We start from the raw sequence: 16,451 nt of genomic DNA, 5'->3' as shown, positions 1-16,451 counted from the left end.
AATGTTTTCTACAGTATAACATTTTCCGGCTGAAAGCACTGTAACATTGTCACATTAATTCCCTCTGATGTGTCGCATACAGGTATTCGTCTATTGTATTCGTAATCCGGTCCTCGATCAGGGCTACCGGATCATTTTCAAGGAGGCCTTCCCGGACCTTTGTATACTGTATCGGCATAAACTGGCTTAAGAGATTCAGGGGAATTCCTGTTGTCCGCAGATTAGAAAGGAGACGGTCCGCAGCTTTTTCCACTTCCGGCACCGGCATATAATATCTGCAGCGGTCAGAGAAAGAATACTTTCTCTTCAGGCGCAGTTCCAGTTCTGTTCCCTGATAGTGCTTTTTCCAGTTCTTATCATTTTTCAGCATCTCTGCATCCAGTGTTTCCGCAAATTTACTGGGCTCGGTGTTTGTTCCGAAAAGAAGCTCTTTCTCAATATTTTCCAATGCGAACATAGCTTCACGCATGGCAAAAGTAAGCCCCGGCCCTACTTTCAGGATGCCGACTCCATCCTCCACCAGCTCGCGCAGCTTGATTTTAGTCTGATAATCTGTAGAGTGGCCTTCAAATACGAGACCCGGAAATTCTTTAATAGATGCCATCAGATCTTTTGCCTTCTCACGATCATATTCTGTGCATCCACTGTCCTTTTCCTCCACACCGGGCTGTACAACAACAGCAATGACCCGATCCCAGACATCCTGGCCAAGCCCTGCATTCTGAAATGCATTTTTAAATGCCGCCACCGTGTTTTTAAAGTCTTCCACTTTTGTAACCTGAACACCGTTGTCTTCACTTCCCACAGCGCCGCCCGGAATGGGAACTTCACTGCCTATGATATATACAGGCGGTATGGCATCCGGATCCTTTTCCGCAAGCTGTCTGTATGTATTCTCCGCAACCTGAGCCAGACGAGCTCCCCTTCCCGCAATAATCTCATCTGAGAGACGGACATCCGGATCGTCACTGTTTACTTTCATACTGGTATCAATATGAATCTTCGTAAACCCCGCGCTCACATAGTGGCGGATCAGTTCCTCCGCATCTGCCATTGCTTCCGGCTCATCCTTATAGGCAAAAGTCAGCGGCCCCAGATGATCTCCACCTAAAAAGATCCTGTTTTGGTCAAACCCGTTTTTCTCAGCGATATCCAGGACATATTTTTTGAAATCAGCCGGTTTCATCCCCGTATAACCGCCGTTCTGATCACATTGATTTGCCGTACTCTCGATCAGAACACAGGAATTGTCCGAAAGACCTCTTTTCAGTGCCGCTTCAATCACATACCCGTTCGCACTGCATACAGAATAAATTCCCACATTTTTTCCTTGTTTCTGAAGTTCCACAATTCTTTTTAATGGATTCTGACGCATCGTAAATTCCCCCTTTTTGTTTTCATCCTAACACTTTGGAATAGGCCATACGTTGGATTTATTAAACAAACATTTGCATTTTTTAGGAAAGTAAAAATTGAAGGGACAGATGCAGAGGTTCTGTGCTATACTGAGGAAAGAAAACACTAAGAAGAGAGGTTATTTCTATGGCATTAGTTACGACAAATGAAATGCTTTTAAAAGCACAGGAAGGGCACTACGCCGTTGGAGCCTTCAATGTAGAGAACATGGAAATGGTAATGGCAGTTCTCAGAGCCGCCGAGGAAATGAAATCCCCGGTTATCATGCAGACAACCCCTTCTACAATAAAATATGCAGGGCTGGACTACTACCTTGCAATGGTCCGAACTGCTGCAGCAAGGGCTTCTGTACCGGTTGCCATGCATCTTGATCATGGCGACAGCTTCGAGCTGGCTATGCAGGCTTTGCGTACGGGCTATACTTCCATTATGATCGATGGTTCTCACGAATCTTTTGAGGACAATATCACTCTTACTCGCCGGGTAGTAGACGCATGTGCGCCTTCCGCCATCAGCGTAGAAGCCGAGCTTGGCAAAGTGGGGGGGAAAGAAGATGATCTGGAAGCAGCTGATGATTCACCATATACAGATCCTCAGCAGGCAAAAGAATTTGCAGAACGCACGGAGGTAAATTCTCTGGCAGTGGCTATTGGAACTGCTCATGGTCTGTACAAAGGCATTCCGAAGCTTGACTTCGACCGCTTAAGCGCAATTCGCGATGTCGTTTCCATTCCTCTTGTACTTCACGGAGCATCCGGAGTTCCGGATGATGCGGTTCGCGAATCGATTACTCTTGGTATCTGTAAAGTCAATTTTGCTACAGAACTCCGTATCGCATTCAGTAATGGAGTCAAGAAATACCTTGGTGAGAATCCCGATGTATTTGACCCGAAAAAATACGGCAAAGAGGGAATTGAAAACGTAGTTGCTCTGGTAAAAGAAAAGATCAGTGTATGCGGATCTGAAGGACGCGCCTGATTTCTGCATCTGACATCCAGTCCGTCTCCGGGATCTGCCGCCGGACTCATAGAAAAAGGAGCATCCCTCCGAATTATATAAAAACAGCAGAACTTCCTTTCGCAGCCTTAGAATCAGGCCTGCACAACAGGAAGTTCTGCTGTTTTTACTTACTTTTTATTAACTCTTTTTACGCTTTTTCCGGGAGGGCTGAGAAATTCCAGGTTTTGCAGGCTGATTTTTTTCCTTGTCCAGATTTAATTTTATCAGCGCCACAACATGTAGTATGCTGAAGTATATTCCCACAAGGGCGATGCCGCCGCTCAGGATCAGTAGTTCCAGAGAGTATTTCTCCATATATGCATTCAGCACAACCAGTACGGCCAGTGCAAAATACAAAACCGCCAGCAGAATGATTCTGCCCTTTTCCTTGTTTTCCACAGTGTACTGAAGTGCAGAAACACGTTTTTCAAAATCTACATCTGTAACTTTTTCCAGCTTTTTCAGAAAAGAACGGCGAAACATCACTTCTGCGACAGCCATCATAACCGCCCATGCGATTATTGCCTGTATCCATGTCAGAAATGTACCTGCAAACAGAATCGCCGCAAACAGGATAACAACAAGACGATTTTTATAAAACTGCGCAGAATTCTCACTCTTTTTCTCTATCAGATATCCCTGCCTGGTCACAAAATCGTAATATATGGTACGGCCTTTCTTATCTGTATAAATATTTCTGCCGGAAAGGCGGATTTTTTCTACTGGTTTTGATTTGTTTTTTTTGCTCATTTTCTCTTTCCACGTCTTTCATTTTAGTCTGTCTGTTCATTCAGCATCGGGCTGCCCATACAGTATGTCTGCAGCACCTGATAATCCCGGTTAAGGACCACAAGATCCGCGTCAAGTCCGACTTTAATCGCTCCTTTTCTGTCGTCTACCCGCAGACATGCCGCCGGATTCTTTGTGCAGGAATTAATTGCCGTATCAACAGGTACAAGTGCTTCCTCAATCAGAATACGGAGACCGTCATTAATATGAAGAGTAGACCCGGCCAGCCCCTTTGTCGATGTCAGATGTGCGCTGCCGTCCGGATATATTTCTATCTCATTTCCGCCAAATATAAACTTAGAGCCTGCAGGAGAACCTTTTGCCATAAGCGCGTCACTGACCATCATTCCGTAGTGAGGCCCTTTTGCTTCAAAAAACTGATGCAGCGCAGCAGGTGTGGAATGATTGCCGTCGCAGATAATCTCGCCATACATACTCTTCATACGATAGGCAGCTCCCACCAGTCCGTTTGCCCGATGATTAAATGGAGTCATTCCATTATATACATGTGTCATGGACCTGGCTCCATGGGCAAATGCCTGAGCAGCCTCCTGACTTGTCGCCGCCGAATGCCCGATGCTTACCACAACTCCATGCTCCGCGCAGTAGCGGGTCAAAGCAAAATCTTCATCCGCTTCCGTTGCCATAGTAATATACCTGATCAGACCGTCTGCCGCCTCCTGATACTTTTTAAACTGCTCAACAGACGGTTTTCTGATATACTGCTCCGGCTGTGCACCTTTATACTTCATATCCAGATAAGGACCTTCAAAGTGAATCCCCAGGATCTCTGCTCCAGTATAACCTTCTCTTACCACTTTCGCAACATTTTTCAGTGCATTTGTCAGGACTTCCTCACTCTGTGTAATTGTCGTGGGAAGAAGAGCGGTGACCCCTTCCTTTACGATATTACGCACCCAGTTCCGCAGGCCTTCCTCCTCAGCGTCATTCGTATCAAAACCATATGCGCCATGGCAGTGCAGATCAATAAAGCCCGGCAAAATCCAGTTGCTGTCATAGTCATAATCCACCGGTTTTTCGCTATAATTATAAATATTTACAATTTTCCCGTTCGCAACTTCAATCTGCGCTTCAACAAATTGATCTGCAAACCAAACTTTTCTGCTCTGAATAATCATTTCCCTGCCTCCTTTTCTAAAAAACAGATCTGTTCTAAGATAAAGTCCATGCTCCTTACGCCTTGCTTTTTGCACAAATTTATATTATAATTCTAAATGTACAAACAACAACATTTATCTGCAGAATATGGGGGAATATATACATGATAAATCAAACAAATCAAAACAGTTTTGAACCATTTGGCTCAATCTATAATGAACCGGTTGACATCACAAAACTCAGTCTGACACGACGGGAAATCACATCATCTTCCCCCAAAATAACGGATCTGTTTGTATTTCCATGTGAAGTATATATCGAGTGTCCTCCCGGACTTTTCAGGCTTCTGATTACAAGTTCTCCGAATATGGACGATGTAGAAACTTTTTCCGTCAGGCATAACCTGAGGCTCAAACCGAACATTTATTTCAATCTGATTCCTCTGTCCACACCCCTGACATGGCATATTATTATACCTCAGCAAATACCGGTTCAGCTGGTTGAACTCGCAGCGCCCTACACCTATCAGCCGGTATCTGCTCCTTTTCATGTGCGCCGGATTCTGGACTGCTGGTTCACAAGCCAGTCCGAACACTGCAGACTTACAAAAATGTCTCACAAATCCTGCGAAATGCTTTATGTATATGAAGGAAGTCTCGCCGTCACACTTTCATCGGAAACATATGTCCTTCAGTCTCATGATCTGATTCTGTATCACTCAGAAACAGCAGATATAAGCATCGAGTCGACTTGTTCTTATCTGACTACTGTTTTTGATATAAATCAGAGGAAGCCTCTGCACATTCTCAATCGTCCGTTTCACTGTACAAGCGAACTGCAGCAGATTCTCTGGAAACTTCTTATTGAAAGTTTCGCAAATTCTTACTATACAAGAACCCTTATGGTCTGTTATCTGCAGGAAGCTCTTCTGCTTCTCATGCAGTTTTATGAGAAAACCAGCCATGAAACACTGCTGTCCGACGCCAGACTTTCCATGAACGATCTTCTTTCTGAAATTCTGGCTTTTATGAACAAACACATCGCCGAGCCAATTACTATTGAAGAAATCTGCCATGAGTTCTTCATATCCCGCTCTTCCCTGCAGGCTCTGTTTAAAACACATTTGAACAGTTCTCCGAAAAATTATCTGCTGAATATCAAACTGCAGAAAAGTAAAGAACTGATCCGTCAAAACCAGTATACGATCAGTGAAATCGCCTATATGCTGGGATTCAGCTCTATTCACTATTTTTCCAGGCTGTTCAAAAAATATTTTAATACTACTCCCAGCGCCTATGCCAGAAAGATTGCCGAAAATCAGAATTCGTCAAAAAATAATTCTGCTTCCAGAGATTAACAGCATCACATTTTAGGCTGAATTTCTGCCGCATCTCCGCACCCAATATAAAAGTTTTAAGCAGAGGAACGGATATTCCCCCATTCATCCGTTCCTTCTGCCGCAGTTTAATCAGTGATCACATCCTGAATACTGTATCTGGATATCTGTATCACAGTGCTTTTATTGATCTCCACATCAATTACATCGTTCTTAATTCTTACGATCTTGCCGTAAATTCCTCCCGCGAAAAGAATCTTCGCCCCGACTTTGATTCCTTCCTGCAGTTCTTTCATAGCTTCCCGGTTTCTTTTCATATTCTTTGCTGATATAAAAGCAAGTATAATTGCGCATATACCAACCAGAACACCTACTGTAACACAGCTCCATATAATGACGGTCACTTGATTCATACTATTATTTATCCTCCTTGCCAGAACATGGCTTGCCGCAGGGCAAACCATGTTCTCCATTTTTCAGTCGTTTTATTTTCTTGTATATGGATAAAGAGTAACACCTTTAACTACTCTGTTTACTTCGCCTGTAGGGCACGGATTATCCGGTGTAATAGACAGAGACAGTGATTTCAGCACTGCAAGTGTCTGTGCAAACAAAATATAGTCCAGGCCAAGCTGAACATTTTCATATTCTTCATTCAGACCATATACAACTGTATAATCTACCAGCGCAGCCACCGCTTCATCCTGACTGCTCATTACAGCAACAATCTTATTTCCCTTGCGCTGTCCGCTCATTTCTTTAATCAGATCCACCTCATACTGTCTTGTATACGGATCATCACTCAGATATACAACCGTAATTGTAGTATCATCAATAATCGATTTCGGACCATGACGGAATCCGAGGGGCGTGTCATACATAGTGACAACTTTTCCTGCAGTAAGCTCCAGCATCTTAAGAGCAGATTCCTGAGAAGTTCCTTTCAGAGTATTGCTTCCAAGATAAACGATACGTTTAAAATCATAATCGTCAACAATTTTCTGTGCAATTCCATATTTATTATCCAGAAAATCCTGACCTGCCGCTGCAATTTTACGTACTTTCGCAAGAACATCATCCAGTTCGTTCAGATGAAAGCACAGGTAAGTTGCCAGATACATATTAGAAAAACTGGACGTCATGGCAAAACTCTGGTCATGTGTCTCATCCGTCAGATTGATGGCGTAACAGTTATCTGTTGTATCCGCGCGTTTTGATAATGCCCCGTTTTTATTGCAGGTCACAAAGAGATGATATACATGATCACATACACTCTCAGCAGCGTCAATTGCTCCTACAGATTCCGGTGAATTTCCGGACCGGCCAAAACTGATCAGCAGCGTAGGTTTTGTACGTGACAGATATGCTTCCGGTGTAGCGACAATATCTGTTGTACCATAAGATTTCACTTTATAATTCAGAAGACCGGTCAGATGCGGAAACAGTGCATTTCCCACAAACTCGCTGGTGCCGGCTCCCGTGAGAACAACATCAAAATCCTCCTGAGTGATTACCTGATCAATAAATTTCTGAATTTCCTCTTTATGTTCCTCGATCTGTCTGCATGTTTTTTCCCATGTAGCAGGCTGCTGATAAATTTCACTGACTGTATACGTCGAAGAAGTTTCCTGCATCTTTTCCGGCGTAATACCAAAAATTGTACTCATGTTACATTTCCCCTTTCATAAACTCTGTCCGGATAAGCCGGACTATCAAACCGTTCTATAATATGCAGATATCATCAGATACCGTCCTCTGACTCTTCCTGTACTACCTGCTTGAATTCGTATTTTACAACCTGCTCTCTGCCTGTCTCAAGAACAGAGTCCACAAGTCCGTCCAAATCATCCATAAACTTTCGTGACATTACAATTTCAACAAGCATGGGAAGATTTGTACCTGCAACAATACGGATATTCTCTTTTCCACGTCCGATCTGTGCTGAAACATTAAACGGAGTTCCACCCATTAAGTCCGTAAAAATTATAATGCCTTCACAATCCTTTAATTCTTCCAGCGCCTTCATTATCTCCCGAGTCAGATCTTCTGTACTATATGTCGGCAGGAAATCCACATAACGGTATGCTTCCTGCTCGCCTGCAATCAGATTCACGGAACTGGTTATACCGGAACCAAAATTTGCATGTCCTGTAACTAATAATCCAATCATAATCTCTCTCCTGTTCTAAAACATGTTCAGCACACCCGTGCGTCCGGAAATTTCTCACGCTTCTGCTTCTCTGAGATATTTGTCAACAGCGGGCATATAAACAGCCTTGGGATGAAGACACGCTTTGGCACTCTGCATATACAAAAGTGCATTTTCATCATCCCCCAGATATGAATACTGTTCTGCAACCATAAACAGTATTGCGCCAAGCGCGAATCCATAGTAACGCTTGGAATTTACATCCTCCACCATAGAATCAATCAGATCGCTTCTTTTATTCAGCATCACTTCATAACATTCTTCATTATAATGAATAAACTTTTCGTTTCCGGTTTTCCTGATTTCTTCAAGAAGCCAGTCTGCATATTTCCGGTTGCCCTTCAGAAGAAACGTATGAAAATATGTTTCCAGAAAACTCTCCTTGTCGTCTGCGCGGGAATATTTTGTACCAATCATATGGCGAAGTATTTTCTCAAATTTCTCCTCTTCTTTTGTCAGATAATAAACTCTCAGTTTATATAAATCACAGACATATTCCCCGAGAATTTTTCGGGAAATCCCCATATCTGCCACCCGGGCAACCAAATCACTGTCCCGGTTTTTAAGTCCTGTGTTCATGCTGCGCAGCTGAAAATTCTTAATACCCTGAAAGAGCAGGTACCCCACGAGCGCTGCCGCTGCAATAAAAATTGTTATCGTACTCAAACAGCCACCTGATTTCTCTGTAGAATAATAGGAGGGGGGGATTAAAATCCCTCCCCTCGCTTTCCTGCGGCTCGCAAGCCGGTTTTAGTTCATTTCAGAAAGTCCTGCATACACAGTCTTCCCATTTTCATGTCCAATACGGCCTATTCAGGCATGCTCACATCAATGCCTGCATCCTGCAGTGCATCAACTACTGTGTTCAATGCATCCCAAGCTTCCTGACCAGTCTTTTCTGCCGGAGCAGGTTCAGGATACTCATACCACTCTACAAGAGGAGTATATCCGCCAAGAAGCGCATTTCCATTTTCGTCTGTAACCTGAGAGTTACCTGACCAGATACCGAATGCACATCCTACGATACCAACTACAAGAATAAGAACGATACATCTGACCGGTGTCCATCCCTTTTTGATCAGAGCGTAGATACCGAGTGTGATCAGAAGCGGAATCAGCTTAGGCAGAACGCCATCCAGCAGACTCTGAATATTGATCTGTGTCTCACCGACAATCAGACGTACAGTTGTTGAACCGTAGTTTGCAATCAAACCGCCGACTACGAAGATACCAAGAATACTTGCCGCACGTGTGAACTCTTTTGCATTTGCCGTCAGCAGTGTAACTGCTTTTGTTCCCAGTCCATAAGACCAGTACATCAGACCGAAACGAACGATAAACTGAACTATGTTGAAAATGAGCAGGAACAGAATTGCTCCGATAATCTGGCCTTCCATAGCCATGTTTGCTGTCAGACCTGCCGTAATCGGAACAAGTGTCAGCCAGAACAGAGCGTCACCGATACCGCCAAGAGGACCAGCCGCGGAAATACGTACGGAACGGATCGTCTTTGTATCAGCTTTGTTCTGCTCAAGAGAAAGAACAATACCCATTACAAATGTTACAAGGAACGGGTGCGTGTTCAGGAAGTCCAGGTTGTGCGCCATAGAAGCTTTCAGGTCTTCCTTGTTTGTATGTATCTTCTGAAGGCCGGGAAGTATACCCCAGAGCCATCCACAAGCCTGCATTCTTTCATAGTTGAAGGATGCCTGTAAGAAACAGGACAGCCAAACCATCTTATTTAACGTCTTCTTATCCAGCTGCGGTGCCGGAGTCAGGTCCTGATATTTATCTGGAATATTATATGCCATCCTGGTCACCTCCTACATAACCGGCGCCTGCGCCTGCATTCTGTTTGATCTTTGTCTGTGTTGAGAAGTCATAAAGTGCAATTGCAACACCAACGAATGCGCACAGAAGCAGCGTTGCTCCGGAAGTTGTCGCATTCGCGCTGCAAAGCAGTGCCATAACGAAACCTGCCAGAAGGAATCCCCACATCTCGTTGGACATCATAACTTTCATCAGGATAGCAAAGCCAACGAACTTCATTGCGCCGCCTGCTGCATCCAGACCAGCCATTACCCATGAGAAATCACGTGCGAAGTTCTGAAGCGCATCACCAAGAGCTGTGCCGCCGTACAGACCTGCAACAGCCAGGATACCAAAGAGACATCCCAGAACTCCCATCTCAAGGAAGTTGATATTGCGGATACCTTTTACATCTGCATTTTCTGCACATTTATCAGCTTTAGCCATCATACCGGACATAAATGTAAATGTCAGTGTTACTGCATACTGTCCGAATACAGCGAACGGAACCGCAAGACCTAACGCAGCGCCGACACCCTCTGCCGTTGCTTCCATATTAAGAGAAACAGCAAATACGGTCGCCATAATTCCACCCATAATCGCGTTTGGCGGCTGTGCTCCACCGATCGGCATACTTCCGATCTGCATAAGCTGATAAGCTCCGCCGACCACAATACCAAGCTCGAAGTTACCAAGGATAGCTCCGATGATCGGGCAGGTAACGATCGGCTGGTACAGAGACTCTAAGAAGCTGAACTGGTCGATGCCCATGATAAAAGCAACCACAAAGACCAGAATTGCCTGAATAATTGAAATATCCATGTCTACTCCTTTCCTGTTTAACCAATAAAACCTGTTCTAGTTATTTGAATAATTTTTCGATGTTTTCTGCCGGTGTGTCCGGAACACGTTTAATCTCCAGCTCCACACCCAGTTCCTGCAGCTTTCTGAAAGTTGCAACATCATCATCGTCAACTGCAACCGAAGTTGCCACCTGACGTTTGCCGTCAGCCATGTGCATATTTCCGATATTTACTTTTTTGATCGGTACACCGCCCTCAACCAGCTTGAGCACATCCTGCGGCGACTCGCAGATAATTGCAATATGCTGATTCGCAGAAGCTTTGTGAATAATGTTGATTGTCTTTTCCAGAGTAAAGAATCGTGTCTGCGCATAAGACGGCGCAGCCATGTTCATCAGTCCCTGACGGAATTCATCCCCGGCAACCTCATCATTTGCAACAAGCAGAAGATTTGCGCCTACAACGCCGCACCACTGTGTTGCCACCTGGCCGTGAATCAGTCGATTGTCAATTCTTGTCAATCGAATATCTGGCATGCTCGCATCCCCCTTTCTTTTAATATTTAGCATCATCGGACAGGTCAAAGCCCCTTTCCTCATGCCTTTTCAACAAGTACCTCACTTTAATGCCCTGAGAGGTAACATCTGCTTACATTGTTCATTATACCAGACTTTCAGCTGATAAGTTTGCACTTTTTATGCATCCTCTTGCATTTTTGATTATATAATTTGAACAAAAAATTTATTTATTTTTCTTTTCTTTGCCACAAAAGAAACAACTCCTTAACATTCCCCATGCGTTATCACGTGCGTACTTTGTATATTTTTATATTTTTCACTATAATCTGTTTCTATCTGCGACGGACTGCATTTCCGTTCTGTCATAACAGCAGTATTCTCCCTGAAACAGAGATACCGGAAAATTCCCTTGTAGAATAAAGATCATTTCCCGGTATCCGTTAACCTGATAGTTTTCTCAGATGCATTACTTAGATTCTATTTTATTTCACCGTATTCAGATCTGCGATTTTCTGTACTGTTATTGTAATTCCACTGTAGAAGAAAACGCCTCCCTGACTGATCATCTGTAATACAGCAGGTACAGTATCCACCTCTATAATCTGAGAAAATGCAACATTTGCCGTTTCAGAAGAGGTGTGGAATGTATGCTGGATTCCGGTTCCCGGCACCTGATTTCCCTGCTGCAGCAGATACAGAAGAATCGTTAGCGGGAAATCCGTCTTTTTCACCGGCGCCAATGTTCCGTGGAACGTTACAAAATAGAATCCCGGCTGACGGATCACTACATCCGTACTGTTCACAGTATGAGTAATTGCTGTTCCGCTGATTACCGCATTTCTGTCAAAAATGAGTTTTCCTCCGGCAGATCCCTGCTGGGGCGGAGTGGAATATGCCGACAGCAGTTCCGGAATCTTATCGCAGTCTTCGCACGTTCCTGTTTCACCTCTCGGAATTACAAAGTCAAAAACTGCACTGTTCTCGTCTCCACTGTTCGTTACCGCCGCTTCCGTGCCCGGTTCACCTGTCGTTACAGAGCCAACCTGTATTGTTGCCGCAGCGCCGGTAGCACCATCCTCCCCGTCTTCTCCGTCTGAACCTGCCGGGCCTGTCGGACCGGTCGAACCCGTCGGGCCTGTTGCTCCTGTTGCTCCTCCCGGACCCGTCGGGCCTGTCGGGCCTGTTGCTCCTGTCGCTCCTCCCGGACCCGTCGGGCCTGTTGCCCCTGTTGCTCCTGTCGCTCCTCCTGGACCCGTCGGACCTGTTGGACCAGTCGGACCAGTCGGACCCGTTGGACCAGTCGGACCCATAGAGCCGCTGCATCCACAGGGACGCGGGGGACAGGGTTGATGACATCCAAACGGAGTCCATTGGCACCGTCCGCTTCCCTGGGCAGAAACAGCTTCCTCCTGTTTTTCACTCGATTGCTCCTGTATTTCACTTTCTTTCGTTCGTTTCTTTCTAAACCCAATCATACTTTCTCTCCTCCTTTCATAATCATTATATGTTAGGATTCTGTTTTTGCCCGTCTGCCGCGCGCTTCTGTCCGATCTCCCGGATTTCTCCCTGAATGCGGGAAAAATACTCCCTGTTTTTCAAATAATACGGCGACTCCGGTTTGTAGCTTCCAGCCAGTTCATTATATTGATATGCCTGTTCTCTGTCTCCCATCCGGTCATAACATATGCATAATGATATTGCAGGAAGGAAACCGTAACACTCTTCCTCTATAAATGCGCCGGATTGTGTTGCCTTTTTCGCGCTGAGAGCCTGCGTATACCAGTAAACCGCCTGCTTGTATTTTCCCCTGTCCATAAAATGTCTCCCTATGTCGCAGCAGGTCTCTCCTCTCGGAACATCAAATGCAAATGCACGTGTCAGAGAGCTGAATGCCTTCTCATCCTCACCTATTGCGTAATAACATGCTGCAAGCTGGCGTGTGGCATCTATCCTGTTTTCCACCCATCCATCCGTGCGTTGGAGAAAATCTTCCAAAACCTCCGCTCCCTTTTTATACATTCTGTGAAACATCAGCTCTCTCCCATAATAATAGAGATCTCTGCTGTCAAATGCTTCTCCTTGCAGCTTCATATTTTCATAGATTCTCAGATTTCTGCCGCTGTCACCTGCCTTTGCTTTTCTGTGCTCAACCTGTATATCAGAATAAAATATCTTACCGGATGGAGGGATAACTTCATGTATCCGTCCTTTAAACATATATCCGGCACCATTTCTCACAATTCTCTCCCGATAATATGTGAATATGCTATTTCCGGATTCATCAAAGGCTGCAGCATAGGGCATCATAATTACATCCACATTCTCTGATATGCTTTTTTTCATTTCTCTGAATTTTTCCGCTTCTTTTACAGGTATCACATCATCTGCATCCAGCCACATCAGGTAATCTTTACTCCCTTTCCGGAAAGCAAAATTTCTTGCTGCGGCAAAATCATCCTGCCACACAAAATCAAAGATCTTATCAGTGTACTGTGCTGCCGCCTTTTTTGTGCCGTCCGTCGATCCTGTATCTACTATTACAATTTCATCTACCAGCTCTTTTACACTGTCCAGACACCTGGCCAATATATCCTCCTCATTCTTTACTATCATGCAAAGGCTGATCGATATCATAAAATCACTGCTCCTTTAGCCGGAACACCTTCGTTCCGGTTCATTTTCAACTCCCATATCTCAGTTTATGCCTGTCTGCTGAAATCGGTGCCCTCGCTTTCTCTCTTATGTCTTTTCCTAAAAAAACGAAATTTTAACGCACAAAAAAATCAAGCCCACGCAGTCTGCTATTGCAGATCCACATGATCCTGAATCCTTTTAACAGTTCCTTCTATAATATGTTGTTCCGTGAGGAATCCATCAGAACAATCACCTGCGATTTACGGTTTAAAAAATCATCGGTCCCGATAATGACCCGCACGGATTTCGCGCATCCGTGGACACGCAGGATCTTCTTCTCCTCATCCAGAACTTTCAGATCCGTACGCAGAGTCATCTCTGACACATCGGGAAATTGAAGCCGGCCAGATACTGCAACGGACACACAGTTCATCGAATATTCCGGCACAGATATTTATGCATTTTTCAATAACAGAATTGCATTTTTATGCATTATATGTACATTTTATGTATATTTTTCTTTTTTATAATTTTCTCTTGCATAATTATAACTTCTGGTGTATAGTAGGTTGTAGCTTGCACAAGCAGTAAAATAAACAAAAACTGCCATCCGTATCCGCGGATGGCAAAATTAATACAAATACATTCAGGAGGCTATCAGAAATGAGTAAAGAAAAAGTAGTTTTGGCATATTCAGGAGGACTTGACACAACAGCAATCATTCCGTGGCTGAAGGAAAACTTCGGGTATGACGTTATATGCTGCTGCATCGACTGCGGACAGGGAGAAGAGCTGGACGGCCTGGATGAAAGAGCAAAACTCTCCGGAGCATCTAAATTATATATCGAAAATATTGTAGACGAATTTGCAGATGATTTTATTATGCCTTGTGTAAAGGCAGGCGCGGTCTATGAGAACCAGTATCTGCTGGGAACTTCCATGGCGCGTCCGGCTATCGCGAAAAAGCTGGTGGAAATCGCGCGAAAGGAAGGCGCTGTCGCTATCTGTCACGGAGCAACAGGAAAAGGAAATGATCAGATCCGTTTTGAACTTGGCATCAAGGCTCTTGCGCCGGATATTAAGATCATTGCGCCGTGGCGTATGACCGATATCTGGACAATGCAGTCCCGTGAAGATGAAATCGAATATTGCAAAAAGCATGGCATCGACCTGCCTTTCGATACAAAACACAGCTACAGCCGCGACCGCAACCTCTGGCACATCAGCCACGAAGGTCTGGAACTGGAGGATCCGTCTGTAGAACCAAATTATGACGATCTTCTTGTCTTAAGCGTATCCCCGGAGAAAGCGCCGGATGAACCCGAATATGTAACTATGACATTTGAAGCCGGCATTCCGAAAACGCTTAACGGAAAGTCTATGAAAGTTTCTGAGATCATCATGGAACTGAACAAGCTGGGCGGGAAACACGGAATCGGCATCATTGATATTGTAGAAAACCGCGTAGTAGGAATGAAATCCCGCGGTGTATACGAAACCCCCGGCGGAACGATCCTGATGGCAGCGCATCAGCAGCTCGAAGAGCTGATCCTTGACCGCGCTACATATGAAGTGAAAAAAGAAATGGGCAATAAACTTGCCCAGGTTGTATATGAGGGAAAATGGTTCACACCGCTGTGCGAGGCAATCCGCGCATTTGTAGATGTAACACAGCAGTATGTAACAGGAGAAGTGAAATTCAAACTGTACAAAGGCAACATTATCAAAGCCGGCGAGACTTCTCCCTACTCTCTGTACAGTGAATCACTTGCAAGCTTCACTACCGGCGATATGTACGATCACCACGACGCGGATGGTTTCATCACCCTCTTCGGCCTGCCGCTTAAGGTTCGTGCCATGAAGATGCAGGAGCTGGCAAAAGAAAATCAGAAATAAAATATCTCTGCAAAGCATTGAAATCAACTGAAAAACGGAACTCAGTCATTACAGCACCTGACTGAGTTCCGTCTTTTTTGTCTATATAAGAGAATACGCCCACAGATTATTAATCTGATACTCCAGCGTGCTGTAATCCCATAGTTTTTCACTTCTTATCCTGCTGTTCGGGTCATTTACCCGTATCTTTCCGGCTTCTGTTCCCGTAAGTACGATAAAGTGTCCTGTAGTTGTAAAATCACCGGGTTTCATACTGCAGATAATCGGATGCCCGCTTTCCAGCGCGGAATATATCTCCCCTTCGCTTAGCCCCAGTTCTTCTCCGTATATTCCAAACTGCTGCGCTCCTTCTGTCATCAACGCCCAGCTTGTGCCGGAATCCCCCGCATAATATCCGTTTTCTGCCGAAAACTGCGCAACTTTGTAAGGGGTAATTGTATTATCCCCTGTCAGCCCGGCCGCCACCATCGAGATCGTCGTAGGACCACACCCGTTGACGGCAATCATGTCGTCCCCGTAAATGGCGTACCCCCACCGCTCATCCCACTGAAGCAGAAGCGGGATCTGTCCTTTCACAACATCTCCAACTGTTTCTGCCGGAGCCGCATCTTTCTTTTCCGGATAATCAAGGACAAAATCCACTGTTTCCTCATTATCGGCAAGCAATTCCAGAAGCTCATCAGGATACTGCTCCGACCGGCTCATAACCTGCCGGACCTTTTCATTCGTCATCCCCATCCCAACAAGCCTGATCTGATCACCAAACTGATTTTTTATCAGAATTCCCACCGTAACTGTCGGAATTGCCAGTACAAGAAAACAGAGCAACAGTTTGATCCGGCGCCGCCTGCGCTTCCTTCTGTACAGCTGTTTTCCGTTCCGTCGCCGCTGATCTTCTGTCATGGTATAATTCCTCCTTTTCA

At 44.8% G+C, this 16,451-nt stretch carries 17 protein-coding genes; 3 read left to right on the top strand and 14 right to left on the bottom strand.

From position 1 onward, the window contains the following. Positions 1-49: 49 nt before the first annotated feature. A complete protein-coding gene (locus AC0QUU_RS07745; protein ID WP_474541858.1) occupies positions 50-1,375 on the bottom strand; it encodes a class II D-tagatose-bisphosphate aldolase, non-catalytic subunit in 1,326 nt (441 codons plus the stop codon). A gap of 167 nt (positions 1,376-1,542) precedes the next feature. On the opposite strand from AC0QUU_RS07745, the gene fba reads away from it, so the two are divergent. Then, positions 1,543-2,394 (top strand): class II fructose-1,6-bisphosphate aldolase, encoded by an 852-nt coding sequence (fba, locus tag AC0QUU_RS07740; RefSeq protein WP_474541857.1) that lies wholly within the window; start codon positions 1,543-1,545, stop codon positions 2,392-2,394. A gap of 159 nt (positions 2,395-2,553) precedes the next feature. On the opposite strand, the gene AC0QUU_RS07735 is transcribed toward fba, so the two are convergent. Both AC0QUU_RS07735 and nagA read right to left on the bottom strand, forming a co-directional pair. Further along, the gene (locus AC0QUU_RS07735) at positions 2,554-3,165 is read right to left on the bottom strand and encodes a hypothetical protein (RefSeq protein WP_474541855.1); all 612 of its coding nucleotides are present in this window, start codon (positions 3,163-3,165) and stop codon (positions 2,554-2,556) included. A 23-nt stretch (positions 3,166-3,188) separates the two neighbouring features. After that, positions 3,189-4,343 (bottom strand): N-acetylglucosamine-6-phosphate deacetylase, encoded by a 1,155-nt coding sequence (gene nagA / locus AC0QUU_RS07730; RefSeq protein WP_474541854.1) that lies wholly within the window; start codon positions 4,341-4,343, stop codon positions 3,189-3,191. Between the two features lie 143 nt (positions 4,344-4,486). On the opposite strand from nagA, the gene AC0QUU_RS07725 reads away from it, so the two are divergent. Continuing rightward, positions 4,487-5,680 (top strand): helix-turn-helix transcriptional regulator, encoded by a 1,194-nt coding sequence (locus tag AC0QUU_RS07725; protein ID WP_474541853.1) that lies wholly within the window; start codon positions 4,487-4,489, stop codon positions 5,678-5,680. Between the two features lie 107 nt (positions 5,681-5,787). Here the strand turns inward: AC0QUU_RS07725 and yajC are convergent, their stop codons facing one another. From yajC to AC0QUU_RS07675, 10 genes are all read right to left on the bottom strand, one after another. Further along, on the bottom strand, positions 5,788-6,072 hold the full coding sequence (gene yajC, locus AC0QUU_RS07720; RefSeq protein WP_474541851.1) for a preprotein translocase subunit YajC: 285 nt from the start codon (positions 6,070-6,072) through the stop codon (positions 5,788-5,790). A 72-nt stretch (positions 6,073-6,144) separates the two neighbouring features. Then, the gene (locus AC0QUU_RS07715; protein WP_474541849.1) at positions 6,145-7,326 is read right to left on the bottom strand and encodes an SIS domain-containing protein; all 1,182 of its coding nucleotides are present in this window, start codon (positions 7,324-7,326) and stop codon (positions 6,145-6,147) included. A 74-nt stretch (positions 7,327-7,400) separates the two neighbouring features. Beyond that, on the bottom strand, positions 7,401-7,829 hold the full coding sequence (gene agaF, locus AC0QUU_RS07710) for a PTS galactosamine/N-acetylgalactosamine transporter subunit IIA (RefSeq protein WP_474541848.1): 429 nt from the start codon (positions 7,827-7,829) through the stop codon (positions 7,401-7,403). Between the two features lie 54 nt (positions 7,830-7,883). Continuing rightward, on the bottom strand, positions 7,884-8,534 hold the full coding sequence (locus AC0QUU_RS07705; protein WP_474541847.1) for a hypothetical protein: 651 nt from the start codon (positions 8,532-8,534) through the stop codon (positions 7,884-7,886). Between the two features lie 143 nt (positions 8,535-8,677). Continuing rightward, positions 8,678-9,679, bottom strand: a complete 1,002-nt coding sequence (locus tag AC0QUU_RS07700) for a PTS system mannose/fructose/sorbose family transporter subunit IID (protein WP_474541846.1) — start codon at positions 9,677-9,679, stop codon at positions 8,678-8,680. Further along, positions 9,669-10,499: a PTS mannose/fructose/sorbose/N-acetylgalactosamine transporter subunit IIC gene (locus AC0QUU_RS07695; RefSeq protein ID WP_474541845.1), complete on the bottom strand. Its 831-nt coding sequence runs from the start codon at positions 10,497-10,499 to the stop codon at positions 9,669-9,671. Before AC0QUU_RS07695 ends, AC0QUU_RS07700 begins: the two co-directional genes overlap by 11 nt. A gap of 40 nt (positions 10,500-10,539) precedes the next feature. After that, entirely contained in the window at positions 10,540-11,016 is a 477-nt protein-coding gene (agaV, locus tag AC0QUU_RS07690) for a PTS N-acetylgalactosamine transporter subunit IIB (RefSeq protein ID WP_474541844.1), read from the bottom strand. Positions 11,017-11,480: 464 nt separating this feature from the next. Beyond that, positions 11,481-12,473, bottom strand: coding sequence for a spore surface glycoprotein BclB (locus AC0QUU_RS07685; protein ID WP_474541843.1), 993 nt, complete (start codon positions 12,471-12,473; stop codon positions 11,481-11,483). Positions 12,474-12,498: 25 nt separating this feature from the next. After that, positions 12,499-13,632, bottom strand: a complete 1,134-nt coding sequence (locus AC0QUU_RS07680; protein ID WP_474541842.1) for a tetratricopeptide repeat-containing glycosyltransferase family 2 protein — start codon at positions 13,630-13,632, stop codon at positions 12,499-12,501. Positions 13,633-13,843: 211 nt separating this feature from the next. Next, entirely contained in the window at positions 13,844-14,008 is a 165-nt protein-coding gene (locus AC0QUU_RS07675; protein ID WP_474545539.1) for a DeoR family transcriptional regulator, read from the bottom strand. Between the two features lie 287 nt (positions 14,009-14,295). Here AC0QUU_RS07675 and AC0QUU_RS07670 point away from each other — a divergent pair, with 287 nt between their 5' ends. Then, complete coding sequence (locus tag AC0QUU_RS07670; protein ID WP_474541840.1) at positions 14,296-15,528, top strand: argininosuccinate synthase; 1,233 nt, start codon at positions 14,296-14,298, stop codon at positions 15,526-15,528. 81 nt (positions 15,529-15,609) lie between these two features. Here the strand turns inward: AC0QUU_RS07670 and AC0QUU_RS07665 are convergent, their stop codons facing one another. Then, entirely contained in the window at positions 15,610-16,431 is an 822-nt protein-coding gene (locus AC0QUU_RS07665; protein WP_474541839.1) for a C39 family peptidase, read from the bottom strand. Positions 16,432-16,451 lie beyond the last annotated feature (20 nt).

It is taken from the genome of Mediterraneibacter sp. HA8405 (assembly GCF_056148955.1).
Note: the sequence above shows the minus strand (reverse complement) of the source record. Positions and strands in the feature narration are given on the sequence as shown.

What these genes read in the sequence shown, in the direction of transcription:
- AC0QUU_RS07745 (WP_474541858.1), bottom strand. Translation starts at nt 1,375, where the DNA reads ATGCGTCAGAATCCATTAAAAAGAATTGTGGAACTTCAGAAACAAGGA.
- fba (WP_474541857.1), top strand. Translation starts at nt 1,543, where the DNA reads ATGGCATTAGTTACGACAAATGAAATGCTTTTAAAAGCACAGGAAGGG.
- AC0QUU_RS07735 (WP_474541855.1), bottom strand. Translation starts at nt 3,165, where the DNA reads ATGAGCAAAAAAAACAAATCAAAACCAGTAGAAAAAATCCGCCTTTCC.
- nagA (WP_474541854.1), bottom strand. Translation starts at nt 4,343, where the DNA reads ATGATTATTCAGAGCAGAAAAGTTTGGTTTGCAGATCAATTTGTTGAA.
- AC0QUU_RS07725 (WP_474541853.1), top strand. Translation starts at nt 4,487, where the DNA reads ATGATAAATCAAACAAATCAAAACAGTTTTGAACCATTTGGCTCAATC.
- yajC (WP_474541851.1), bottom strand. Translation starts at nt 6,072, where the DNA reads ATGAATCAAGTGACCGTCATTATATGGAGCTGTGTTACAGTAGGTGTT.
- AC0QUU_RS07715 (WP_474541849.1), bottom strand. Translation starts at nt 7,326, where the DNA reads ATGAGTACAATTTTTGGTATTACGCCGGAAAAGATGCAGGAAACTTCT.
- agaF (WP_474541848.1), bottom strand. Translation starts at nt 7,829, where the DNA reads ATGATTGGATTATTAGTTACAGGACATGCAAATTTTGGTTCCGGTATA.
- AC0QUU_RS07700 (WP_474541846.1), bottom strand. Translation starts at nt 9,679, where the DNA reads ATGGCATATAATATTCCAGATAAATATCAGGACCTGACTCCGGCACCG.
- AC0QUU_RS07695 (WP_474541845.1), bottom strand. Translation starts at nt 10,499, where the DNA reads ATGGATATTTCAATTATTCAGGCAATTCTGGTCTTTGTGGTTGCTTTT.
- agaV (WP_474541844.1), bottom strand. Translation starts at nt 11,016, where the DNA reads ATGCCAGATATTCGATTGACAAGAATTGACAATCGACTGATTCACGGC.
- AC0QUU_RS07685 (WP_474541843.1), bottom strand. Translation starts at nt 12,473, where the DNA reads ATGATTGGGTTTAGAAAGAAACGAACGAAAGAAAGTGAAATACAGGAG.
- AC0QUU_RS07680 (WP_474541842.1), bottom strand. Translation starts at nt 13,632, where the DNA reads ATGATATCGATCAGCCTTTGCATGATAGTAAAGAATGAGGAGGATATA.
- AC0QUU_RS07675 (WP_474545539.1), bottom strand. Translation starts at nt 14,008, where the DNA reads ATGACTCTGCGTACGGATCTGAAAGTTCTGGATGAGGAGAAGAAGATC.
- AC0QUU_RS07670 (WP_474541840.1), top strand. Translation starts at nt 14,296, where the DNA reads ATGAGTAAAGAAAAAGTAGTTTTGGCATATTCAGGAGGACTTGACACA.
- AC0QUU_RS07665 (WP_474541839.1), bottom strand. Translation starts at nt 16,431, where the DNA reads ATGACAGAAGATCAGCGGCGACGGAACGGAAAACAGCTGTACAGAAGG.